Below are 16,584 nucleotides of genomic sequence, written 5' to 3' on the forward strand. Positions count from 1 at the left end.
GTTATCAATTTAGTATTTATTAAATAAAGTTACAAAATAAGAGGAAAATTTGTATTTTTGTGGAATATGAAAAATTATAGAACAACAAAAAACTCAAAAAAATGGTATAATCATTTCATACGATTATTTTGAATCATGATATAAGGAGGTTTATAGATGCTAAACTTTGACGTAGAATTAGATGAAAGTGCAAAAATCAAGGTAATAGGTGTAGGTGGCGGTGGTAATAATGCTGTAAACAGAATGGTTGAGGCCCAACTAAAGGGAGTAGAGTTTATAGCAATTAATACAGATAAACAAGCTTTAGTTACATCTAAAGCTGAATATAAAGTACAAGTAGGGGAAAAATTAACTAGAGGACTTGGAGCTGGGGCTAACCCAGAAGTTGGGAAAAGAGCAGCAGAAGAGAGTAAAGATGAGATAGTTAATTTACTTCAAGGTTCAGATATGGTTTTCGTAACTGCCGGAATGGGTGGTGGAACTGGTACTGGAGCAGCTCCAGTAGTAGCAGAATTGGCCAAAGAAATGGGAATACTTACTGTAGGGGTTGTTACAAAGCCATTCGCATTTGAGGGTAAGATAAGAATGAAAAATGCTGAGGGAGGAATCGAAGCATTAAAAGCTAAAGTTGATACCCTTATAACTATACCAAATGATAGACTATTGCAAATAGTTCAAAAAAGTACATCTATGTTAGATGCGTTCTCTATTGCTGACGATGTTTTAAAACAAGGTATTCAGTCGATATCTGACCTTATAGCTGTTGAGGGTCTTATAAACCTTGACTTTGCCGATGTAACTACAATCATGAAGGATAAAGGTCTTGCCCATATGGGTATAGGAAATGCAAGTGGAGAAACTAGAGCTGTAGATGCAGCGAGACAAGCTATACAATCTCCACTATTAGAAACTTCAATAAAGGGCGCAAAAGGCGTTCTGTTAAATGTTACGGGTGGATCTAACTTAGGTCTATTTGAAGTCAATGAAGCTTCGACTTTAGTTATGGAGTCTTGTGACCCGGAAGCTAACGTTATATTCGGAGCATCTATTAAAGAAGATTTAGGCGATGAAATAATGATTACAGTAATTGCAACCGGTTTTGAGGGTATTAGAGATGATATTATAGAGTCTAAACCAAAAAAATCTAGTGTTAGATCATCTTTAGACACTACAATCAAATCTTCAATCAGAGATATAGATGAGGATGAAGAAATATCAGAAAAACTAGGTGATGCTAAAAATACAGATATTGTTGAAGATGACAGTATGGAAATACCAACGTTTTTGAGAAGAAGAAGATAGTTCTAACAAGTATTTTTTTGTCAGATGTATATTATAAAAACAATATTTATACTTTACATAAATTATGCGGGTTACGTTTCTAGAAACGGTAACCCGCATTTTCTGTAGAAATTTATGTATTTTTAGATGAAAAATTACGTTAAATTTTATATAATCATAAGTAGGATTGATAGGAGGTGAAGCGTATCATTATTCGTATAGCTATATGTGACGATGAAGAAGAGCAGCAGAATATTTTAAAAAGTCATCTAGACATAATATTTAAAGAATCTCAATATGACTATGAGCTATTTATTTTTAGTTCAGGTGAAGAACTTATGGAGAATTACCCTCGAGGAATAGATATTTTTTTGCTAGATATTTATATGAAGGAGATAAATGGTATTGAGGTAGCTAAAAATATAAGAAAGACAGATCAAGATTGTGAAATTATATTTATTACTTTTTTTCATGGTCATGTCAGGGAAGGATATGAAGTTAGAGCGTATCGTTATTTGACAAAGCCTGTTGGTATTTTAGAACTTAAGAAACATCTATTGAGTTGTATTGAGAAAATTATTGAGTCAAAAAATAATGAATTAATAGTATTTGAAGAAGACAATGTATACAAGATAAGTATAAATTCTATTTTATATACACAGAATTTAAAAAATGATATGATAATACATACCCTAAAAAGAGAATTTACAATAAAGAAAAAAATTGATTTAATAGAAGAAGAGCTATTGAAGTATAGTTTTATTAAATGCAAGAAAAATTATATTATTAACATAAAGTATATATGTTCGGTTAAAGAAAATGTTATTGAGTTAATTAATGGAGAGACTATTCCATTCAATAAAAAAAATGTAAAAGATCTTCAAGAGAAAATAATAAAAATGACTTATTAGAGGTAAAGGCATTTATGTATAAATTTGTTTATATTATTGCATATAAAAATGACGCAACTAGTCAATATAACTAGAAGTGTCATTTTTATTGCAAAAATTAGGCGCAATAGATTTTGATGGAATTTAATGACAGATTAATAAAGAATTTGTTTTGAATTCGACCATCAAAAGTGACATAAAATTTTATGTTACTATCCTATAATGGATTTATGGAAAAAGGGGATGAAACAAATGTATTTTGAGTACTATGTTTTAGAAAACCTTATAGTAAATTATATTATTATAAGTTGTACATCTATTCTTACTAAAAAATATAATTCCCTAAAAAATAAAATACTAGGAGCGTCTTTAGGAGCAATATATGCAGTTGCATACTTGTATCCTTCGCTTGGCATTCTTTTCACAATACCGTTCAAAGTTTTTCTTATGACATTTATTATTTTTGTATCATTTAAGCACTATGGTAAAAGAGACTTTATTAAGACATCTTTAGTATTTTATTTGGTGAATGTATTTATTTCTGGGACTACATATTTTATTATTTATTTTACTGGTATAAGCCATATAAAGATATCATTTTTAATAGTATGCGCTTATGCAAGCTGCGAACTTCTTAAACATATTTACAAGGATATCAAGATGATCAAGTACATAGACAATTTGACTAAAAGCATAAGGATAAAAATATTTGATAATGAATTTGACTGTATGGCATTAGTAGACAGCGGAAATATGCTTAAGGATCCTTTTAGTAAGAGTGAGGTTGTTATGGTAGATGCTAGTGTCGTTAAAAATATTATGCCTAGTTTTTTATTGGGTGTAGATTATGCTGACCTAGATATCGAAAGAGCAGAAGAAGTAATTCGGGATTTGGACAAAGATATCTCAAAAAAAGTCAGGTTAATACCTTACAAACATGCAGGAAGCTCAGAATCAAAAATAGTAATTGGATTTAAGGCTGATTATATTGAAGTTGACGACCAAAAAGTCGGAGATATAGTCCTTGGGATTGCAGACTTAGAAGAATCTGATTACAAAGCTATAATGAGTCCAACTTTATTACCAAATATTTAATTATAGGGGGAAAGAGATGTTTAGATTAAAAGAAAAAATAAAGAATGTGATACTAAAGATAGGAATTAAGCTAAAGATAATCAAGCCCAAAGGAGTTTACTATATGGGTGGAGCAAACATACTCCCTCCACCATTAAAAGCGCATGAAGAAATTGAGCTATTAAAAAAATTAGAAACTGACGAAAGTGTAAAGTCTGTATTGATAGAAAGGAATCTTAGATTAGTAGTATATATATCTAGAAAATTTGAGAATACGGGCATAGATGTAGAGGACTTGATATCTATAGGTACAATTGGACTAATAAAGGCTGTAAATACTTTTAAACTCAATAAAAATATCAAACTCGCTACATATGCGTCTAGATGTATAGAAAACGAAATACTTATGTACCTTAGAAAAAACAACAAGAAAAAGACAGAGGTATCATTTGATGAGCCGTTAAATGTAGATTTAGATGGGAACGAGCTTCTTTTGTCAGATGTGCTCGGAACAGATAATGATGAAATATACAAAATCATTGAAGAAGAGATAGATAGAGACTTGCTTCTTATGGCTCTAGATCGATTAAACGACAGGGAAAAGCAAATTATGGAATTAAGATTTGGACTTATAGATAAAGGCAATGAGAAAACACAAAAAGAAGTGGCTGGAATGCTTGGCATATCTCAGTCCTACATATCTAGACTAGAAAAGAAAATAATCTCCAGATTACAGAAAGAGATGAAAAAATTTGTATAAAAAGAAATAAATATCTTTTAAAAGTATAAAAAATTGGGAAATGTAAATAATTTCATTAAGTAATACTTTTAAGAGAGGACTGAAATAAATGAAAGTTAACAAGGTTGAGATATGCGGTGTCAACACATCCGAGCTTCCAGTTCTTAAAAATAAGGAAATGAATGAACTTCTTGTAAAAATAAAAAATGGAGATAAAGAGGCAAGAAGAGTCTTTGTAAGGGGAAATTTGCGATTAGTTCTTAGTGTTATAAAGAAATTCAACAACAGAGGCGAAAATATAGATGATTTGTTTCAAATTGGATGTATTGGATTAATAAAATCCATAGACAATTTCGATTTAAGCCAAAACGTCAGATTTTCCACTTATGCAGTACCTATGATTATAGGTGAGATAAGACGATATCTAAGAGATAACAATCCGATAAGAGTCAGTAGATCTTTAAAGGACACAGCATATAAAGCACTTCAAGTTAGAGAAAGATTGATACGTGAAAATTCAAAAGAACCAACAGTTACAGAGATAGCCAAAGAATTAGAGCTGGAAGTTGAATATGTAGTTATGGCACTTGATGCTATACAAGATCCTATATCGCTATTTGATCCGGTATACCAGGACAATGGAGATGCAATTTATGTAATGGATCAAGTTCAAGATAAAAAAGATACAGATGAAAATTGGCTTCAGGAAATTTCATTAAAAGAAGCTATAAAAAAATTGAATAGCAGAGAGAAGTTAGTTCTGGATCTGAGATTCTATAAAGGGCGTACTCAAATTGAGGTCGCTGATGAGATTGGTATATCACAAGCTCAAGTATCTCGTATAGAGAAAAACGCACTTAAAAATATGCGAAAGTACGTCTAAGTAATTGATGAAAAGCATAGAAATATATCGTAAAGATAGATTAAAAATGTAGAAAATAATTTTATGAACAAGAAATGACCTGTAAAGGTCATTTTTTTTATGCTAGTACATATTTATTTTTATAGGAAGGGTGAGTATAATATGATTAGAGTATCTGATATAATGGAGAAGGAAGTAATAAATGTTAAAAATGGAAAAAGACTAGGATATATTACAGACATAGATATGGATGTGTACGAAGGAAAGATAGTATCATTTACTATTTATGGCGATGATAGCAGAAGTTTTTTTTCAAGAGGTGGAGCTGAAGAAGTTATTTTCTGGCATGACATACTTAAAATAGGATGTGATACAATAATAGTAAATATAGGCTCTGAACTTAGCCTCGATGAATTAGAAATTTAATTAACTGAGGAGGAAACCAATGCAATGTCCTTACTGTAAATACAAAGAATCAAAAGTAATAGATTCTAGACATACAGATCCTAAGTCAATAAGACGAAGAAGAGAATGTGAAAGTTGCAAAAAAAGATTTACAACTTATGAAAAAATAGAACTTACACCTCTAATGGTAATCAAGAAAGATAAAAGTAGACAGCCTTTTGATAGAGACAAGATCAAATATGGAATCATAAGAGCGTGTGAAAAAAGACCTATATCAATAGACAGTATTGATGGTGTAGTCAATAATATTGAAAACGAACTCAACAAAGGTTTTGTTGAAGAGATCGAAGCGACAGAAATTGGCGAGATGGTTATGGATCAACTTAAAAACTTGGATGAAGTAGCTTATGTAAGATTTGCATCAGTTTATAGGCAGTTCAAAGATATAAATACATTTGTAAATGAACTGGAAACAATATTAATAGAAAAGGGTGACTAAAGTGAAAGATTATATAAACATAAACTATATTGATGAAATAAATGATTCTTTTAATTTAGCCGTAACTCATAAAAGCCTAGATGCAAAATTAAAAGAAGATATGAAAAAAGTATGTGATGGATGTGGTTTCACTTTCGAAAATATGACTAGTAATATCCAAATACATTCAGATATAGTTAATGTAGTGGATGAAAGTAGTATTTGTAATAAAGTAGAAGGAGATGCACTTGTTACAAATTTAAAAAATGTACCGCTTTTAATATTTACAGCTGATTGCGTGCCTATATCAATTATAGATAATGTAAATAAGGCGATAGGGCTTGTTCACGCGGGTTGGAGAGGCACTTATGAACAAATATCCAGGAAGACTATAGAAAAGATGCAGGAGCTGTATAAATCGAGGCCTGAGGACCTTGTATGTATTATAGGTCCATCGATAGGACCATGCTGTTATGAGGTATCAAAAGACTTAATAGACAAATTCGTTAATAGATTTGAAAAAACTACCGATAATATATACAAAAGTCGCGATGAAAGTGTCTTTTTAAATTTATGGTCAGTTAATAAATCTATACTTAAAAATAGTGGAGTTAAAGAGGAAAATATTCACAATATGAATCTTTGCACAAGTTGTACATCGGATGAATTTCATTCTTATAGAAAAGATGACAAAACTTTAGGCAGAATTGGTACAATACTAGAGATAAAATAGGAGGAGCAAAACGAATGAAAAATAATAAAGTGCTTGTAATAGACGATGAGAAATATATAGTTGAGCTACTGAAATTCAATTTAGAAGTGGATAACTATGAAGTAAGCTACTCTTACGACGGATTTGATGGATTTATCAAAGCAAAGGAAAATAAACCAGATCTTATTCTTCTTGACTGGATGTTGCCAAATATCAGTGGAATAGAAGTTCTAAAAAAAATTAGAAGCGACAAAGATTTAAAAGATGTTCCGGTTATAATGCTTACAGCTAAAAACATGGAAAACGACAAGGTAGAAGGTCTGGATATAGGTGCAGATGACTATATAACAAAACCATTTAGTATAAAAGAATTAATGGCTAGGATAAACTCAGTTCTAAGAAGATATAATACTACGAGTAGCGATGATCAAGATATACTGACAGTAGGTGATTTAGAGCTGGATTTAAACAAACATCAAGTTACAAAGGGTACAGAAAAAATAGAACTAACATTAAAAGAGTTTGAGTTGCTTAAACTTCTTATTCAAAATAGAGGGAAAGTACTTTCTAGAAACTATTTACTTGATAAGATTTGGGGATATGAGTATTATGGAGAAACTCGTACAGTTGACGTACACATAAGATATCTTAGAAAGAAAATAGAAGATGAAAATAAAGCAGAAAGATATATAGAGACAATAAGAGGAGTCGGATATAAAATAGACTAAAACTAAGTTTTTACCGTAGTTTAAAAATAGTAACGACGGTAAAAATAATAGTAACAACGGTTGAAATAATAGTAACGTCAGTTAATACTATAGTTACAACAGTTGGCTGTGAAATAGGTCATAATGAAATTTAGAGGTGTATAATATGGAAGAATTAGGTAATATATATATTCTTGTGATGATGCTTTCTGTAGTAATAGCAATTCTATCATTGAGATACACTTTAACACTTAGAAAATATTTGAGAGAGTTTACGATTGTATCAAAAAAAGTAAGTAATCAAGAGTTCAACTCTAGGTTAAATATATCGGCAAAAGGTGAACTAGGTGAGTTAACTAGAAATTTTAATTACATGATAAAGAATATGGATAATGCGTTTGAGGAAGTAAAGAATAAACACTTACAACTTATATCCATATTACAGAGTATTTCACATGGAATACTCGCTATAGATATAAATGGCAATATTATGTTGATAAACGATGAAGCTAAGAGAATGATAAAAAGCGATCTAGAGTTGCCAGTTGAAGATTACAATATCAATATTATAATTAAAGAAAAGCAAATTCTAAGATCAATACTCAACTTTATGGGATCTAACAAAAGTGAAACAGTTCAAATAACTACTAAACAAGGTATTGTTTACAAAATCAAGCAAGATCCAATCTATCTGCAAAACTCAAGCAATGTTATGATAGGTTCTATTGTAAATATTGAAGATATAACAGAAAGAGTAAGACTAGAAAATATGCGTACAGATTTTGCAGCGAATGTAAGTCATGAGCTAAAGACACCACTTACTTCAATAAGTGGTTTTGTTGAGACTTTAAAGTCAAATGAAAATATTGATAAGGATACAAGAAACAGATTTTTATCTATTATAGAAGGAGAATCTGATAGATTGACGAGGTTGATAGATGATATACTATTTATTTCATTCCTTGAAGGAAAAGACGGGGTACCGGTTGAAGAGATAGTATTGTACGATGTATATAGTGAAATTAAACAAATTACATCTCATGCAGCTGAAACAAAAAATATAGAAGTAAATTGTGATTGTGAAGATAAAACACTTTCTATAACTACAAATCGAGATTACTTAAAACAAGTTTTATTGAATCTGATGGACAATGCTATTAAGTATACTCAAAATAATGGATACGTAAATGTAGAAATTGAAGATGAGGTCGACTTTATATCTATAAAAGTAAAAGATAATGGGGTAGGTATACCAGAAGATGAAGTAGATAGAATATTTGAGAGGTTTTATCGTGTAGATAAAGCTAGAAGTAGGGATGTCGGAGGTACAGGACTTGGACTTGCGATAACTAAGCATATTGCTAAATCACTACAGGGAAGTGTCCATGTAAACAGTAAACTCGGTGAAGGTAGTGAATTTGTATTTAGTATTCCTAAAAAGATGATAAAGAAACAATAAAAAATATAAAGAATAATAAAGACAATAAATACTAGTAAAGAAGACATATAAAAATCAATGTAAAGATTGATAAATAGCAATAAAAAGATAACTAAATAGCAATAAAAAAACATATAAATTATAATATTAAAAATTTCCTTGATAAAAAGGAAATTTTTTTTGTTTTTTGAACAAACTATATACAAAGGAGTTGAGATAATGGAAGAAAGTTTACTTAGTTCCACTGTATTTAGACAATCGTTACTAGTTTCAGTAGTAATAGGAATTTTATGTAGAGGTCTAGTTTTAGTGGTTAAAAACAAACAATACCCTTCAAGACCTCAAGATTATTTAGAACAAATAATATCTTCTGGACTATCCGCTGCACTTGGAGCGATTGTATTGCCTGCAATTTTAGATAAAGAGTACGCGGCGCTTACATTTTTTGCGATTGCAATACAACAGTTTCAAGGGCTTGCAGATCAAGAGAGGATAACACTAAAAAATACAGACAATGAAGAGATAGTTCCTAAAGGAGATGCGTATGTTGAGGAAATTGCTTCGACATATGAATCGAGAAGTTATATAAGTTTATTTGCTTCTTTAGCGGCATCTGTTGCGTATATAGGAGTATTTAGGAAATTTGATGCTGGATTTTTAGTTTGCACTGTTTCGGCTATTGTAGCAGGTGGAATAGTAGGATTGGTATTTAGAAAGTTTCTAAAGAGAAAGAGTTTGGATGATGTAGCAACTGTAGTTCCAGCTGAAATAATTTTCGATGGTCCGCTTCTAAAAGTAAACGATACTGTTATTACTAATATAGGTCTTGATAGTACGAAGAAGAAGTATATTGAAAAAGGACTTGCTATTGAGATAAAACCTATAAATAAAGAGATGTTTGGGATTATAAATGATCTTGGACAGAGACAGGCTATAATACATAATATCTTTATTCATCTCGGGATTGATAAAGATTTGGATGAATTCGATATTGTAGCATTGTCAAAAGTTGACCCGAAAAAACACACAATAGTAATTCCATATGTTCCTATTTTAAAAGATATGGAAGTAATGATTAAATCAGCTAAAAGTGCTCCTATTTTAGAAATATCAAAAGGTAAAAAAGGATATTTAAAGACAGAAGCAAAGTAAAATAAAACTTAAATGAAGAGTTAAAAATTTTAGATATATTTTCAAATTAAAACTTTAAGTATCTAATTTAAAAATTTGTAATAGGAGTGATTATATGGATTTAGCATTTTATGTGGGGGTTATTGTCGGCATAGTGTCAAGAATTTTAATGCTCAACACAGATCAAGAGCAATACCCAACCTATCCAAATATATTGATATCTCAGCTAATACTTGCATTCGTTGCTTCAGCACTTGGTGCACTTCTCGTTCCGGCACTTGTCGCTAGATCTTATACATCTATAACTTTTTTATCACTAGCAGCCGAACAATTTAGACAAGTTAGGGCAAATAGGAGAAATACACTTCAAAATGTGGAACCAGTCCAATTGGTAAAAAGAGGAGAAGCACTTATAGAGGAGATAGCAAGAGCTTATGAAGTTAGAAACTACATGTGTATTATTACATCGTTTATAACAGTAGGTCTTAATAGATTGATAACTGTTGAGACAGGAATTAACGATACATTAAGTATTATTATAAGTGCTATTGCTGGGCTTGTACTGGCATTCGGGCTTAAAAAACTTCTTACAAGGGAAAGCATTGGCGACATTGCCGATGTTGTTGTAGTTCCAATTAAATTTAGCGACGTATCAATACTAAATGTAGGAGATGTAAAAGGAATAACAAATATAGGTCTAGAACAAGATAGAGATGTGTATATTAATAAAGGTATCGGAATAGAAATAATTCCAAAAGATAAGGATTATTTAAATGCAGGAATTCTCTATAATTCGGGACAAAGACAAGCTATAGCATTTAATATTTACTCAAGGCTCGGACGTTATGGCGATAGTGATGACCCAGCATTTACTCCAATTATAAGAAGAAATGCAGAAAAAGAGAGTATAGTTCTTGGGTATATTCCGGTGTATGGGGGTTTAGAAGATGTTATTGAGGCAGCTAAATCTTGCCCAATACTAGAAACAGCTAAAGGGAAAAATCTATCTCTAAAGAATTATAAAATAGGGTCTTTAAATAAGGAGGTAAATTAGATGTCTACTAAAATAGGAGTCAATGACTACACGCTAGCAATAATAACAACTGATAAAGAAATGAAAATCAGTGGAGGATGTCCGATTTTCTATGCAAAAGATGAAGCTGAACTTCAGAATAAAGCGATGCTAATATCGAAGTGCGTTGCTGGAATGGTGCACGATATGACAAATGGGACTTTGATAATAGTAAAACATTAATCATATTATTTAGGTTGTATATTAGGTGGGTATTAATTCTAATGTACAACCTAATTTTATTTATAGATTTAATTGTGATTAAAATGAGACTAGTCGATATATAGGGCTAGTTGACGTCAAATAAAGAAGTATGATAACATAAAAAGATATGTATAAAAAGAGTGGTGAATAAGATGGAAGTAAATGTAAAAAATGCTAATAATATAATAAATAAGGTATCTAAAGGTAGTATCGCAGAAGAATTAGGTATTGAAGTTGGAGATTTACTTGTATCTATAAATGAACAACCAATACGTGATATAATAGAATACAGATTTCTATTAAGTGATGAATATTTAGAGGTCGAGATTGAAAATAAATACGGGGAATTGTATTTATATGAAATAGAAAAAGACTACGATGAGGATCTTGGTATTGAGTTTTCAAATCCTATTATCGATATGGCAAAGAGTTGCAGAAACAAGTGTATGTTCTGCTTTGTGGATCAATTGCCAGAGGGTATGAGAGAGACTTTGTACTTTAAAGATGACGATTCTAGACTTTCATTTTTACAGGGGAATTTTGTTACTCTAACTAACATGAGTGATGATGATATAGAAAATATTATAAAATATAGAATTAGTCCAATAAATATCTCTGTTCATACGACAAATCCAGATTTACGACAAAAAATGATAAGCAATAAGTTCGCCGGAAAAGTTTACGGTATCATGAAGAAACTGGCAGAGGCTGAGATTACTATGAACTGTCAAGTTGTTCTATGTCCTGGTGTAAATGATGGAGAAGAATTAAGAAGGACTGTCTACGATTTGATCGAATTATATCCATATGTAAATAGTATAGCAGTGGTTCCGGTTGGAATAACTAAATACAGGGACAACCTTCCTAATCTTAAAATATTTGACAAAGAAAGTGCAAATAAAACTATAGATCAAATACATAAAATTCAGGAAGACTTACTTAAGAAAGTTGGGACAAGGTTTGTGTTTTTATCAGATGAATTTTATGTTTTAGCTGATAGAGAACTATTAGATTACGATGATTACGAAGGATTTTTACAGTTTGAAGATGGAGTAGGTATGATTAAAAAAATGGGGGCTGAAATTAGACAATACCTAGATTCGCTGCCATTAAATAAAACTGTAGAAAAAAGAAAAATATCTATAGCAACAGGTCATTCTGCATATAAATTTATGAGAGAAATGTCTAATTTAGTAATGGAAAAATACAAAAATATAGAGATTAAAGTTTATGAAATAAAAAATAAGTTTTGGGGTGAAACTATAACTGTATCAGGCTTAATAACTGCAAAAGATATTTTAGAGCAGTTGAAAGGCGAAGATATAGGAGACGTTTTATACATTACTAGAAGTATGCTAAAAGCTGATGAAGAGATATTTTTAGATAATATTACATTAAAAGAGTTACAAGACATTATGAAAATAAAAATTATTCCATGTTTAAACGAGGGAAAAGACTTTATAGATAAAATTCTCGATTAAATATGTATAAAAGGAGATAAATATATGAACGTAAGTAGACCGATTGCCGCAATAGTTGGAAGGCCAAATGTTGGTAAGTCAACGTTATTCAACAAGTTTGCAGGCAGAAGAATTTCAATAGTTGAAGATACTCCAGGTGTAACCAGAGACAGAATATTTGCTGAGGTAGAGTGGTTGAACAAATATTTTACACTAATAGACACAGGTGGTATAGAGCCTGAGAGCGAAGATATTATACTTTCACAGATGAGAGATCAAGCTATGCTTGCTATGGATATGGCACATGTAATTCTCTTTATAGTCGATGGTAAAACAGGTCTTACTCCTGCTGATAAAGAGATTGCACAAATTCTTAGAAAAAGTAAAAAACCAGTTATTTTAGTTGTAAATAAAATAGACAGTCAAAGCCAAATAAACAATATATACGATTTCTACGAACTAGGATTTGGAACTCCATTCTCAGTTTCAGGTGCGAATAGTATGGGTCTAGGAGACCTACTTGATGAAGTGGTTGAAAATTTCCCGGCAGGACTTGATACAGAATACGACGAAGAGTTAATAAAGGTTGCTATTACTGGTAAGCCAAATGCAGGAAAGAGTTCAATTCTAAACAATATTCTTGGAGAAGAGCGTGTTATAGTAAGTTCGATAGCAGGAACAACTAGGGATGCAGTAGATACTTACTTTGAGAAAAACGATCAGAAGTTTTTACTTATAGATACTGCTGGTATAAGAAGAAAGAGTAGAATATACGAAAAAATAGAAAAATACAGTGTTATAAGAGCTATGAGCGCCGTTGACAGAGCAGATGTAGTGTTAATTGTAATAGATGCAGTTGAAGGACCTACAGAGCAGGATACAAAGGTTGCAGGAATCGCTCACGATGAAGGTAAGGCTTGTATATTTGTAATAAATAAATGGGACTTGCTAGAAAAAGACAATAAAACTATGAAAAACTATCAAATAGATATAAGACAGAAATTCCCGTTTATGATGTATGCGCCTATAATCTTCGTTTCGGCAATTACGAATCAGAGAATGAACAAAGTGCTTGATACAGTTGTATACGTATCAAATGAACATTCAAAGAGAATGTCTACATCAGCTCTTAATGATGTAATAGGGGAAGCTGTAATGTTAAATCAGCCGCCATCAGATAAAGGAAAGAGACTTAAAATATACTATGGAACACAGACGGATATTAGACCTCCAAAGATTACACTGTTTATAAACGATAAGGAATTAACTCATTTCTCTTATCAAAGATATCTTGAAAACAAGATCAGAGAAAACTTTGGTTTTGAAGGAACGACAATAAGATTTGATTATAAGCAAAAGGCAAAAAAATAATAGACTTATAGCCTAAGGAGGTACTGGAGTGGTTACATTTGGTTATATTGCAATTGCTGTAATTGCATATCTTTTAGGAAATATATCGACTTCTTATATTATAGCCAAGAAATTTTCAGGAGTGGATATAAGGACACAAGGTTCAGGAAATGCAGGTTCTACAAATGTACTTAGAACCATGGGTAAAAGAGCAGGAGCTGCAACATTTGTTGGAGATTTATTAAAGGGTACATTATCAGTGCTAATTGGCGAGATTATTGGTAACTTGATAGGTGTTGACAGAATTATTGCCGGATATGTAGCAGTAATATTTGTAGTGTTAGGACATAATTGGCCAGCTTTTCTAGGATTTAAAGGTGGGAAAGGCGTTGCAACATCTCTTGGGGCGATGCTAGCTATCAATCCTATTATTGCACTATCATGTCTTGGGATATTTATAGTTGTAGTTGCAGTTTCTAAGTACGTTTCCCTTGGATCAGTCGTTGGAATAGCATTTTCAGCTCCGTTTATGTTGATAAGTAAGAATAATCCTGGGTTTGTGGTAGCTTTATTTTTAACTCTATCTGTAATGTATACACATAGAGCCAACTTAAAAAGACTTATAAAAGGCGAAGAAAACAAAGTTGGAAGAAAAAAAGAAGAATAATTTAATAAACATAAAATAACAGTTAAACAAGAATAGTTAAAATTAGGGGTGTTTGATGTGGAAAAGGTATGTGTATTAGGTGCAGGTAGCTGGGGAAGCGCATTAGCTCTAGTTCTTGCGAAAAAGGGTTATGAAGTATGTATGTGGACTAGACATTCGGATCAAGCTAAAGAAATTAACAAATCTAGAGAAAATACGGCTTATCTTCCAGGGATAATATTTCCTGAAAATTTGAATTTAACTTCAGATATTGAAGAAGCAGTAAAGGGATGTAATATGATAGTATCGGCAGTTCCTTCACAAGCTTTTAGAAGCACTTGCAAAACTATCAAACCTTTTATTAATGAGGATCAAATAATTATAGATGTAGCAAAGGGATTAGAAAAGGGGACTGGACTTAGATTATCAGAGGTTTTCAAAGAAGAGCTTCCAAATAATCCATATGTTGTTTTATCAGGTCCATCACATGCTGAAGAGGTAGCTAGAGATATTCCAACTACAGTAGTAGTAGCATCTGAGGATATAAATATAGCTGAAAGAGTACAAGATCTATTTATGGCTCAAGCATTTAGAGTATATACAAACCCTGATATAGTAGGGGTTGAACTTGGAGGAGCTTTCAAGAATATAATAGCTTTTGGAGCTGGAATCTGTGACGGTATAGGTTACGGCGACAATGCAAAAGCTGCACTTATGACTAGAGGAATAAGTGAAATGAGCAGACTAGGAGTGGCTATGGGAGCAGATATGACTACATTTGCAGGCCTTTCAGGAATAGGAGATCTTATAGTTACATGTACAAGTATGCACAGCAGAAACAGGAGAGCAGGTATTTTAATCGGACAAGGAAAAACTCTTCAGGAGACATTAGATGAAGTTAAGATGGTAGTTGAAGGAATAACTGCAACTGAAGTAGCTTACGAAGTAGCTAAAAAACTTGGAGTAGATGTACCGATTACAAATGCAATTTTTGCAGTACTCGACGAAGGTAAGAATCCAAAAGAAGTTGGAATTGAGCTTATGGTTAGACAGAAGAAGCATGAGATGGAAGAGATAATAAGTTTATAAAGTTACTAGATAATAAATATCTTCATCATTGACAACAATGATAGTAGAAATAGTGTAAAAGTTATATAGGCAAATAGTAAAGTGATCGACGCTTTGCTACTTGCCTTTTTATTTACAGAAGAAGTTGATATATTAAAAAAGGTTTAAATTATAAGACTCAAAAAGGTCAGAATGATTATTTCAGAGCATATGATGAAACTCTAAAATTATGGAATCTGCGAAATGGCTAACCACTCGCAAAAAAATATTGAACTAAATTAGTTCAATTTTTTCACTATGTAATTAAAATTCTATAATTTAGAATTTACTCAAATACAATAAATTTTTTATTATAATTACTCCATACAGTGCATGGAAACTTACTAAAATAAAAGGTGCTAAAAAGCATCTCAGTAATGGATAGTTTAAACGTTATTTCAAAAAGCTCTGGAGTCATTTGAAAATAGATACCGTCTTCTTCTAACATATATTTATTTATAAAATCTTTATTATCTTGACTTAAATCCGAATAGACTCTATTTCTTTCTTCAAAATTCAATCTGCTATAATAAAAATCTACATATGTATTTTCTATACCATTTTCATCAATTTTTTGTAGTAAGTATTCTTTTAGTTCATTATCATTTCCTTCTATAAAATGATGTTTTAGGTTATTAAAACCTTTATCAATCCTCTCTATATAGAGGCAGTTTTTTTCTTTTAGCTCCTCAAGACTTATACTCACAAGTTTATGATTTTCTTTCATAATATCACCTCACATTCATTTAAATACTATCTAAATTAGCAAAATTTATTAAACCTTAGATTATTAAACATATAAATATCTAATAAAATTTGCAGCTATTTTCTAATAAACCTATTTATAAACTTATAATACTGATGGGTAAATAGTCCGAATACTACTCCGTAAAGAGTAAAAAATAGTTGGTTAAAGCTATATAGCTCTGGTATTAAATACTGCATTACATTTAACGTAAGTATAGCAAAATTAGCCAATACTAACACTGAAATAATTTTTCTAATCATAATAATTTTTCTCCTATAAC

The 16,584-nt window shown here is 31.2% G+C and carries 19 protein-coding genes; 17 read left to right on the top strand and 2 right to left on the bottom strand.

Going from position 1 to position 16,584, the window contains the following annotated elements:
• The first annotated feature begins 156 nt into the window (after positions 1–156).
• The 17 genes from ftsZ to T473_RS0110425 all read left to right on the top strand — a co-directional run bounded on the left by ftsZ (position 157) and on the right by T473_RS0110425 (position 15,538).
• The gene (gene ftsZ, locus T473_RS0110345) at positions 157–1,302 is read left to right on the top strand and encodes a cell division protein FtsZ (RefSeq protein ID WP_024621841.1); all 1,146 of its coding nucleotides are present in this window, start codon (positions 157–159) and stop codon (positions 1,300–1,302) included.
• 176 nt (positions 1,303–1,478) lie between these two features.
• Complete coding sequence (locus T473_RS0110350; protein ID WP_051365902.1) at positions 1,479–2,192, top strand: LytR/AlgR family response regulator transcription factor; 714 nt, start codon at positions 1,479–1,481, stop codon at positions 2,190–2,192.
• 231 nt (positions 2,193–2,423) lie between these two features.
• Positions 2,424–3,266, top strand: coding sequence for a sigma-E processing peptidase SpoIIGA (locus T473_RS0110355; protein WP_024621843.1), 843 nt, complete (start codon positions 2,424–2,426; stop codon positions 3,264–3,266).
• 16 nt (positions 3,267–3,282) lie between these two features.
• The gene (gene sigE, locus T473_RS0110360) at positions 3,283–4,005 is read left to right on the top strand and encodes an RNA polymerase sporulation sigma factor SigE (RefSeq protein WP_024621844.1); all 723 of its coding nucleotides are present in this window, start codon (positions 3,283–3,285) and stop codon (positions 4,003–4,005) included.
• A gap of 88 nt (positions 4,006–4,093) precedes the next feature.
• Entirely contained in the window at positions 4,094–4,867 is a 774-nt protein-coding gene (gene sigG, locus T473_RS0110365) for an RNA polymerase sporulation sigma factor SigG (RefSeq protein ID WP_024621845.1), read from the top strand.
• Positions 4,868–5,008: 141 nt separating this feature from the next.
• Positions 5,009–5,272, top strand: coding sequence for a YlmC/YmxH family sporulation protein (locus T473_RS0110370; protein WP_024621846.1), 264 nt, complete (start codon positions 5,009–5,011; stop codon positions 5,270–5,272).
• A 19-nt stretch (positions 5,273–5,291) separates the two neighbouring features.
• On the top strand, positions 5,292–5,750 hold the full coding sequence (nrdR, locus tag T473_RS0110375; RefSeq protein ID WP_024621847.1) for a transcriptional regulator NrdR: 459 nt from the start codon (positions 5,292–5,294) through the stop codon (positions 5,748–5,750).
• A gap of 1 nt (position 5,751) precedes the next feature.
• Positions 5,752–6,462 carry a peptidoglycan editing factor PgeF gene (gene pgeF, locus T473_RS0110380; protein ID WP_024621848.1) on the top strand — a complete coding sequence of 237 codons (711 nt, stop codon included), beginning with the start codon at positions 5,752–5,754 and terminating at the stop codon, positions 6,460–6,462.
• Between the two features lie 14 nt (positions 6,463–6,476).
• The gene (locus T473_RS0110385) at positions 6,477–7,169 is read left to right on the top strand and encodes a winged helix-turn-helix domain-containing protein (protein ID WP_024621849.1); all 693 of its coding nucleotides are present in this window, start codon (positions 6,477–6,479) and stop codon (positions 7,167–7,169) included.
• A 145-nt stretch (positions 7,170–7,314) separates the two neighbouring features.
• Positions 7,315–8,607 carry a HAMP domain-containing sensor histidine kinase gene (locus tag T473_RS0110390; RefSeq protein WP_024621850.1) on the top strand — a complete coding sequence of 431 codons (1,293 nt, stop codon included), beginning with the start codon at positions 7,315–7,317 and terminating at the stop codon, positions 8,605–8,607.
• Positions 8,608–8,805: 198 nt separating this feature from the next.
• On the top strand, positions 8,806–9,738 hold the full coding sequence (locus tag T473_RS0110395; protein WP_024621851.1) for a YIEGIA domain-containing protein: 933 nt from the start codon (positions 8,806–8,808) through the stop codon (positions 9,736–9,738).
• Positions 9,739–9,832: 94 nt separating this feature from the next.
• Positions 9,833–10,771: a YIEGIA domain-containing protein gene (locus T473_RS0110400; protein ID WP_024621852.1), complete on the top strand. Its 939-nt coding sequence runs from the start codon at positions 9,833–9,835 to the stop codon at positions 10,769–10,771.
• On the top strand, positions 10,772–10,972 hold the full coding sequence (locus tag T473_RS0110405) for a capping complex subunit for YIEGIA (protein ID WP_024621853.1): 201 nt from the start codon (positions 10,772–10,774) through the stop codon (positions 10,970–10,972).
• Between the two features lie 173 nt (positions 10,973–11,145).
• The gene (locus T473_RS0110410) at positions 11,146–12,474 is read left to right on the top strand and encodes a DUF512 domain-containing protein (RefSeq protein ID WP_024621854.1); all 1,329 of its coding nucleotides are present in this window, start codon (positions 11,146–11,148) and stop codon (positions 12,472–12,474) included.
• A gap of 24 nt (positions 12,475–12,498) precedes the next feature.
• Positions 12,499–13,824, top strand: coding sequence for a ribosome biogenesis GTPase Der (gene der, locus T473_RS0110415; protein ID WP_024621855.1), 1,326 nt, complete (start codon positions 12,499–12,501; stop codon positions 13,822–13,824).
• Between the two features lie 28 nt (positions 13,825–13,852).
• On the top strand, positions 13,853–14,470 hold the full coding sequence (gene plsY, locus T473_RS0110420) for a glycerol-3-phosphate 1-O-acyltransferase PlsY (RefSeq protein WP_024621856.1): 618 nt from the start codon (positions 13,853–13,855) through the stop codon (positions 14,468–14,470).
• A 57-nt stretch (positions 14,471–14,527) separates the two neighbouring features.
• Complete coding sequence (locus T473_RS0110425) at positions 14,528–15,538, top strand: NAD(P)H-dependent glycerol-3-phosphate dehydrogenase (RefSeq protein ID WP_024621857.1); 1,011 nt, start codon at positions 14,528–14,530, stop codon at positions 15,536–15,538.
• A gap of 304 nt (positions 15,539–15,842) precedes the next feature.
• On the opposite strand, the gene T473_RS0110430 is transcribed toward T473_RS0110425, so the two are convergent.
• Both T473_RS0110430 and T473_RS0110435 read right to left on the bottom strand, forming a co-directional pair.
• Positions 15,843–16,283, bottom strand: coding sequence for a hypothetical protein (locus T473_RS0110430; protein WP_024621858.1), 441 nt, complete (start codon positions 16,281–16,283; stop codon positions 15,843–15,845).
• Positions 16,284–16,378: 95 nt separating this feature from the next.
• Positions 16,379–16,564, bottom strand: coding sequence for a hypothetical protein (locus tag T473_RS0110435; protein ID WP_024621859.1), 186 nt, complete (start codon positions 16,562–16,564; stop codon positions 16,379–16,381).
• Positions 16,565–16,584: the final 20 nt, after the last annotated feature.

The sequence above is a fragment of the Clostridioides mangenotii TR genome (genome assembly GCF_000498755.1).
GTDB lineage: Bacteria > Bacillota > Clostridia > Peptostreptococcales > Peptostreptococcaceae > Metaclostridioides > Metaclostridioides mangenotii_A.

Coding starts and splice junctions, on each gene's coding strand:
- T473_RS0110430 (WP_024621858.1), bottom strand. CDS start 16,283: ATGAAAGAAAATCATAAACTTGTGAGTATAAGTCTTGAGGAGCTAAAA.
- ftsZ (WP_024621841.1), top strand. CDS start 157: ATGCTAAACTTTGACGTAGAATTAGATGAAAGTGCAAAAATCAAGGTA.
- T473_RS0110410 (WP_024621854.1), top strand. CDS start 11,146: ATGGAAGTAAATGTAAAAAATGCTAATAATATAATAAATAAGGTATCT.
- T473_RS0110385 (WP_024621849.1), top strand. CDS start 6,477: ATGAAAAATAATAAAGTGCTTGTAATAGACGATGAGAAATATATAGTT.
- nrdR (WP_024621847.1), top strand. CDS start 5,292: ATGCAATGTCCTTACTGTAAATACAAAGAATCAAAAGTAATAGATTCT.
- T473_RS0110400 (WP_024621852.1), top strand. CDS start 9,833: ATGGATTTAGCATTTTATGTGGGGGTTATTGTCGGCATAGTGTCAAGA.
- sigE (WP_024621844.1), top strand. CDS start 3,283: ATGTTTAGATTAAAAGAAAAAATAAAGAATGTGATACTAAAGATAGGA.
- T473_RS0110370 (WP_024621846.1), top strand. CDS start 5,009: ATGATTAGAGTATCTGATATAATGGAGAAGGAAGTAATAAATGTTAAA.
- T473_RS0110405 (WP_024621853.1), top strand. CDS start 10,772: ATGTCTACTAAAATAGGAGTCAATGACTACACGCTAGCAATAATAACA.
- T473_RS0110435 (WP_024621859.1), bottom strand. CDS start 16,564: ATGATTAGAAAAATTATTTCAGTGTTAGTATTGGCTAATTTTGCTATA.
- sigG (WP_024621845.1), top strand. CDS start 4,094: ATGAAAGTTAACAAGGTTGAGATATGCGGTGTCAACACATCCGAGCTT.
- T473_RS0110395 (WP_024621851.1), top strand. CDS start 8,806: ATGGAAGAAAGTTTACTTAGTTCCACTGTATTTAGACAATCGTTACTA.
- der (WP_024621855.1), top strand. CDS start 12,499: ATGAACGTAAGTAGACCGATTGCCGCAATAGTTGGAAGGCCAAATGTT.
- T473_RS0110355 (WP_024621843.1), top strand. CDS start 2,424: ATGTATTTTGAGTACTATGTTTTAGAAAACCTTATAGTAAATTATATT.
- T473_RS0110390 (WP_024621850.1), top strand. CDS start 7,315: ATGGAAGAATTAGGTAATATATATATTCTTGTGATGATGCTTTCTGTA.